Below are 5,863 nucleotides of genomic sequence, written 5' to 3' on the forward strand. Positions count from 1 at the left end.
AAAACCCCATTTCTTTGATTAACAGGTCTAATTGGTTTTCAATTTTTACAGTGTAGTTGTTTGAGTTTACCTTAATTACAAATTCTTTTTTTGAAGGATTTGATTTATTAAGTTTCACATTAAAAGTTTTGTTTTTGTTGAGAACGTGAAATTTTGTGTCGGATAGCTTTAAGAGGTCTAATTTTTTGATATCAGAACCTTTTAAATTAAATTCAAAAGATTCATTAATTTTCACTTTAAAATCCTTTTCCATAATGGTTTAGATAACTTTAAATGGTTTAAATTAATTCTGTTACTGTAAAGTTTTATAATTTTATTTAAAAAAATGATGACTTAAATCAGTTTAACTGTATTTTTTATCCAATTTTTACAATAGATGGTTATTAAGAATTTTAAACTTTAAAAGAAATGAATTTTAATTATTTGATAATTATATGTTTAACATAATTTTAAAAATGTTAAGAAGGTGTAAGTGTGTGATATTGATATTTTTTTTACTAAAACGAATTAGTAGTTAATATACCATATAAATATGAAAAATGAGTTGTATTAATACTTTTAAATCTAAGTTATATTTGTAGTAACATATTAAATATAAAATTATTATGAGTTTAAAGAAACAATATTTAAAAAGTAAACCAGTTTGTAAAGTTACTTTTTCAATGGATAAAGAAGCTGCTTTAGGAGCTGAAAAAGTTGAATTATTAGGAGAATTTAATAATTGGAATACTGCGGAACCAATTATAATGAAAAAATTAAAAAACGGTTCTTTTAAAGTTACGATTGATTTGCCATCAGCGCAAGAATTCCAATTTAAATATCTATTAGATGGTGAAAAATGGGTAAATGACGATAGTGCTGATAACTATGTAAATAGTGGATTAGGTGCTGAAGAAAATTCGGTGGTAACACTATAGATCCTTTTTGGAATTGAATAACATAAAAAAAGAGAATTTGAAGCCAAATTCTCTTTTTTTTACTACTAACTAAAAAAATCAAAAACATTACTTATTTCAACTAAGTAATGAAATATGGATCAAAAGTAAATTTAAATATGAGTATTTTCTATGACTTTTATCATATTTGATTAATTTTTTTTAAAAAATATATTACTACATTTAAGTTCAGGCTTTTACAATTTTTAATTATAATTACTTTATAGTTTTTTTTATTTTTCTGTATTGATTAATCACCACAATTAATTATTTATATAAAATAAATAATTTATATTTGTGCAGATTACTTTAAATGTATTTTATACATTTAATATTTTCGAAAATAAAAAATTTAAAATGAATACAGATTTACAAGACTACTCGCATAAAAGGTATAATATTTTAACTGGGGAATGGGTATTGGTTTCTCCGCATAGAGCTAAACGACCTTGGCAGGGGCAAAATGAGGCTTTAAATAAGGAGGAACGTCCATCGCACGATGAAAACTGTTATTTATGTGCTGGAAATACACGAATTAACGGCCAAGTAAATCCAGATTATAAAGGTGCTTTTGTTTTTACCAACGATTTTGCCGCACTTCAAAAAAATTCTAAATCGTTTAGTATAAATAACGGGTTATTGCGAGCAGAAAGTGAAACAGGGATTTGTAAAGTAATTTGTTTTAGTCCAGATCATTCAAAAAGTTTAGCTGAAATGTCAACTGAAGCTATTGAAAAAGTAGTTGAAACATGGAAACAGGAATATGAACTTCTTGGAAAACAAGAAAATATTAATTACGTTCAAATTTTTGAGAATAAAGGTGCTGTAATGGGGTGTAGTAATCCGCATCCGCACGGACAAATTTGGAGTCAGTCTTCTTTGCCAAATGAAGTATTTAAAAAAGATAAAAAGCAATTAGAGTATTTTAAAAATAATAACCAGTCAATTTTAGAAGATTATGTAAAACAAGAACTCGCGCTTAAAGAACGAATTATTTTTGAAAATGATACTTTTGTGATTTTAGTTCCATTTTGGGCAGTTTGGCCTTTTGAAGCAATGATTTTACCTAAAAAAGCACAACAAGATATTAGTTGTTTAACCAAAGAAGAAGGAAAACAATTTGCAGAAGCTATTTCTGTATTAACAAAAGCATATGATACATTATTTAACTGCTCTTTTCCATATTCTAGCGGAATACACCAAGCTCCAACAAATAATAAAGACAACAGTCATTGGCATTGGCATATGAGTTTTTATCCACCGTTGCTTAGAAGTGCAACCGTTAAAAAGTTTATGGTTGGGTACGAAATGTTTGGCTCACCACAAAGAGATATTACAGCTGAAATTGCTGCAGCAAGATTACGAGAACTTTAAAAACATGTAATAAGTTTTTGTATTTTTAAAAAGCTTTTGTTTTAAGAATTTTTTGCTTCAAGATAATGCCATTTGTCTTGTTGACTAAATTCTAAATTTTCTTTCGTAATTATTTCAAGTGGGGAATATATTTTTTGTTGTGGAATCGTATTCTGAATTAAATAATCAGTCATTATTTTAACTGATTTAAACCCTTGATTAAATGATTTTTGAGAAATTAAAAAGGTAATTTTATCATTCTTTAAATAAGCAACATTTTGCGCTGTTGTGTCAAATCCAATTAACCTTAAATTTTTTAATTTTTCTGAATCAATACAATTAGAAATTGTTGAAATCCTACTCGAAGGAACCAAAATACCCGTTATATTTGTATGAATTTCAAAAATTGCTGTTAATTGTTGTTTTACCAATTCAAGATTTGTTAAATCTTCAAAATTTAATGACACGGAATTAAAAGGAATGTTATTCTTATTAAAATAGGAGTTAAACCCTCTTATTCTACCTTCTATTACGTTATTATTGTAAAGCTTAGATTCAATATCTGTAATTAAGTACGTAGCATCTTTTCCTGTACATAAATGCATTAATTTTCCTGATAAATAGCCTCCTTTATAAGAATCCTGACCAATAAATGAAATATTCTTAAATCCGTTCATTTCAATATTTAAGAAAATATATGGAATCTCTCTTTTTTCTAGTAAATCCACCATTATTTTAGTCTCATTTAAAAAGAGAGGAGTAAGTATTACAGCATCAGGATTACCATCAATTAATTTCTGAAAATTTTCTAAGTATGATTTCTTATCTAGTTGATTAAAAGTGAATTTATTCACTTCAATTCCAAAGCTTAACACTTCTTCAGCAGCTTTTGAAATACCTAATAATGGTGATTTCCAAAATAAGTTATCCGCATCAAAATCAGGTATTAATACTGATAAATTATACTTTTTTTTCATTGCTAGCGATCTGGCAAGAATATTAATTTTAAAATTATTTTCTTCTAAAATTTTTTGAACTCTTTCCCTTGTTTTTTCCGAAACACCATCTCTTCCATGAATAACTCTATCAACAGTTCCAACTGAAACATTCGCAATCTCTGCAATTTCTTTTATTGTAATCATAATTTATTCAAAATCAATACAAATATTAAAAAATTAAATTAATAATACCCCCAAAATTAAATATAATTACTAGTTTTGTGTGCGCACACGAAAATAGATTTTAGAAGTTAGAAGACCAAAGAAAAAAGTTTGCTAAAGAAAAAATAGAATTAAAAAAATTAAATATATAAAATATGAATTTATTTAAAATAGATCACAAAGTTATATTAATTACAGGTGGAGGTGGAGTTTTAGGAGGTCAAATGGCTTCTTATTTATTAGAAAATGGAGCTACAGTTATTATTTTAGATTATAAACAAGAAATTATAGATGCTGCAATAATTAATCTGAAAAAAGTGAGCGAAAAAGTAGTGGGTTTTGTTTGTAATGTAATGGATGAAGATAGTTTAAAAGAAATTTCAGATGAAATTATTTTTAAATATAGAAAAATTGATGTGTTAATTAATGCTGCTGGAGGAAATATGCCTGGCGCAACTATTGGAGAAAACCAAACTATTTTTGAGGTAAATATTGATCATTTTAAAAAAGTGGTTGATTTAAATCTTTTTGGAAGCATATTACCAGCCTTGGTTTTTGGTAAAGAAATGGTGAAAAATAAACAAGGAATTATTATCAATATTTCTTCTATGACAGCGCAAAGTGCCATTACAAGAGTTGTTGGTTATTCGGCTTCAAAAGCTGCAATTGATAATTTTACAAAATGGATGGCTGTTGAAATGGCAACTAAATTTGGAGAAGGATTGCGCGTAAATGCTATTGCTCCAGGATTTTTTATAGGAAATCAAAATAGAGATTTGCTAATTAATAAAGAAACGGGAGCTTATACAGATAGAGGCAATGCAATTATTAGAAATACACCAATGAAACGTTTTGGTGAAACTGAAGAATTAAATGGATCTATTCATTATTTATGTTCAGATGCATCCAAATTTGTAACGGGAATTGTAGTACCAATTGATGGCGGATTTAGTGCATTTAGCGGCGTTTAAAAAATATAATTATGGAACAAACTTGGAGATGGTACGGGCCAAATGATCCCGTAAAATTAGCAGATATAAGACAAGCAGGAGCAACAGGAATTGTTTCAGCTTTGCATCAAATACCGAATGGAGAAGTTTGGAGTGTTGAAGCTATTAAAGAACGAAAAGCTGTAATTGAAAATGCAGGATTAAATTGGAGTGTTGTGGAAAGTATTCCAGTGCATGAAAATATAAAAACACGTTCTGGAAATTTTCAGCAATATATTGAGAATTACAAAAAAAGCATTCTAAATTTAGCAACTTGTGGAATAAACATCGTTTGTTATAACTTTATGCCAGTATTGGATTGGACAAGAACTTCGTTAGATTATGAAGTGGCAGACGGTTCAAAAGCATTGCGTTTTGATGTAACAGCTTTTGCAGCTTTTGAATTGTATTTATTAAAAAGACCAGGAGCTGAAAATAATTATTCAGAAGTGCAACAAGTAAAAGCAAAATCTTATGTTGAAAATCTTTCAGAAGAACAAAAAAAGGTATTAATTAATAATATTATTGCAGGTTTACCAGGAGCAGAAGAAGGCTATACATTAGAGCAATTTCAACAAATATTAAATACGTATGCTGAAATTGATGCGCAAAAATTAAAAGAGAATTTGGTTTCATTTTTAAAAGAAATTATACCAGTGGCTGCTCAAAACGAAGTGCTTATGTGTATTCATCCAGACGATCCTCCAATTCCAATTTTAGGATTACCAAGAGTGGTAAGTACCGAAGCAGATTATGCTTATTTATTTAAGCAAGTGCCAAATAGAGCAAACGGAATTACATTTTGCACAGGTTCTTTAGGTGTTAGAGCCGATAATAATTTGGTGCAAATATTTAAACATTTTGCAGACAGAGTTCATTTTTTACATTTAAGAAGTACCCAAAGAGATGCTGAAGGAAATTTCCATGAAGCAAATCATTTAGAAGGCGATGTGGATATGTACAGCGTTGTAAAAGAAGTGTTGCTTGAACAAAAAAGAAGAATTTCTTTAGGAATGAAAGACGCTTTAATTCCAATGCGCCCAGATCACGGACATCAAATGTTAGACGATTTACATAAAAAAACCAATCCTGGTTATTCTGGAATTGGAAGGTTACGTGGTTTAGCAGAATTAAGAGGACTGGAATTAGGGATTTCAAAAAGTTTATAAAAATGGGCTAAAACCGTTCCAAAAACATTGAGAAACCCACTGTTTCATTGGACACATGTAGAATTGAAGCGTTATTTTAATATAGATGAAGTGTTACAACCAAGTAATGCTACAAAAATTTATAAAAAGGCAAACTCCATATTAGCGGACAAAACCCCTGCAGTTTTAATATTTACACCTATTTTTCTTCCAGTTGTAACTACATTAGGAATGGATCCAGTTCATTTTGGAATTGTTATTGTGTTGAATTTATGTAT

General features: G+C 28.4%; 5 protein-coding genes and 3 pseudogenes. 6 read left to right on the plus strand and 2 right to left on the minus strand.

The window, feature by feature from the left end; all coding sequences use genetic code 11:
- Positions 1-253, minus strand: a pseudogene (locus AB1Z17_RS05710) (acetyl-CoA carboxylase biotin carboxyl carrier protein subunit); the annotation flags it as partial.
- Between the two features lie 352 nt (positions 254-605).
- Between AB1Z17_RS05710 and AB1Z17_RS05715 the strand changes: the two are divergent.
- Positions 606-917 (plus strand): isoamylase early set domain-containing protein, encoded by a 312-nt coding sequence (locus AB1Z17_RS05715; RefSeq protein WP_368050837.1) that lies wholly within the window; start codon positions 606-608, stop codon positions 915-917.
- A 375-nt stretch (positions 918-1,292) separates the two neighbouring features.
- Positions 1,293-2,309 (plus strand): UDP-glucose--hexose-1-phosphate uridylyltransferase, encoded by a 1,017-nt coding sequence (locus AB1Z17_RS05720; RefSeq protein ID WP_368050838.1) that lies wholly within the window; start codon positions 1,293-1,295, stop codon positions 2,307-2,309.
- Between the two features lie 41 nt (positions 2,310-2,350).
- Here AB1Z17_RS05720 and AB1Z17_RS05725 read toward each other — a convergent pair whose 3' ends face one another.
- A complete protein-coding gene (locus tag AB1Z17_RS05725; RefSeq protein WP_368050839.1) occupies positions 2,351-3,430 on the minus strand; it encodes a substrate-binding domain-containing protein in 1,080 nt (359 codons plus the stop codon).
- Positions 3,431-3,603: 173 nt separating this feature from the next.
- On the opposite strand from AB1Z17_RS05725, the gene AB1Z17_RS05730 reads away from it, so the two are divergent.
- The 4 genes and pseudogenes from AB1Z17_RS05730 to AB1Z17_RS05745 all read left to right on the plus strand — a co-directional run.
- Positions 3,604-4,419 carry an SDR family NAD(P)-dependent oxidoreductase gene (locus AB1Z17_RS05730; RefSeq protein WP_368050840.1) on the plus strand — a complete coding sequence of 272 codons (816 nt, stop codon included), beginning with the start codon at positions 3,604-3,606 and terminating at the stop codon, positions 4,417-4,419.
- Positions 4,420-4,430: 11 nt separating this feature from the next.
- Positions 4,431-5,606 carry a mannonate dehydratase gene (gene uxuA / locus AB1Z17_RS05735; protein WP_368050841.1) on the plus strand — a complete coding sequence of 392 codons (1,176 nt, stop codon included), beginning with the start codon at positions 4,431-4,433 and terminating at the stop codon, positions 5,604-5,606.
- Between the two features lie 27 nt (positions 5,607-5,633).
- Positions 5,634-5,702 (plus strand): annotated as a pseudogene (locus tag AB1Z17_RS05740) (glucuronate isomerase); the annotation flags it as partial.
- A 51-nt stretch (positions 5,703-5,753) separates the two neighbouring features.
- Positions 5,754-5,863: pseudogene (locus AB1Z17_RS05745) on the plus strand (TRAP transporter large permease subunit); the annotation flags it as partial.

Source organism: Lutibacter sp., from assembly GCF_040883305.1.
Classification (GTDB): Bacteria; Bacteroidota; Bacteroidia; order Flavobacteriales; family Flavobacteriaceae; genus Lutibacter.

Excerpts from the sequence above, each read along its gene's own strand:
- uxuA (WP_368050841.1), top strand. The coding sequence starts at position 4,431 with ATGGAACAAACTTGGAGATGGTACGGGCCAAATGATCCCGTAAAATTA.
- AB1Z17_RS05720 (WP_368050838.1), top strand. The coding sequence starts at position 1,293 with ATGAATACAGATTTACAAGACTACTCGCATAAAAGGTATAATATTTTA.
- AB1Z17_RS05715 (WP_368050837.1), top strand. The coding sequence starts at position 606 with ATGAGTTTAAAGAAACAATATTTAAAAAGTAAACCAGTTTGTAAAGTT.
- AB1Z17_RS05730 (WP_368050840.1), top strand. The coding sequence starts at position 3,604 with ATGAATTTATTTAAAATAGATCACAAAGTTATATTAATTACAGGTGGA.
- AB1Z17_RS05725 (WP_368050839.1), bottom strand. The coding sequence starts at position 3,430 with ATGATTACAATAAAAGAAATTGCAGAGATTGCGAATGTTTCAGTTGGA.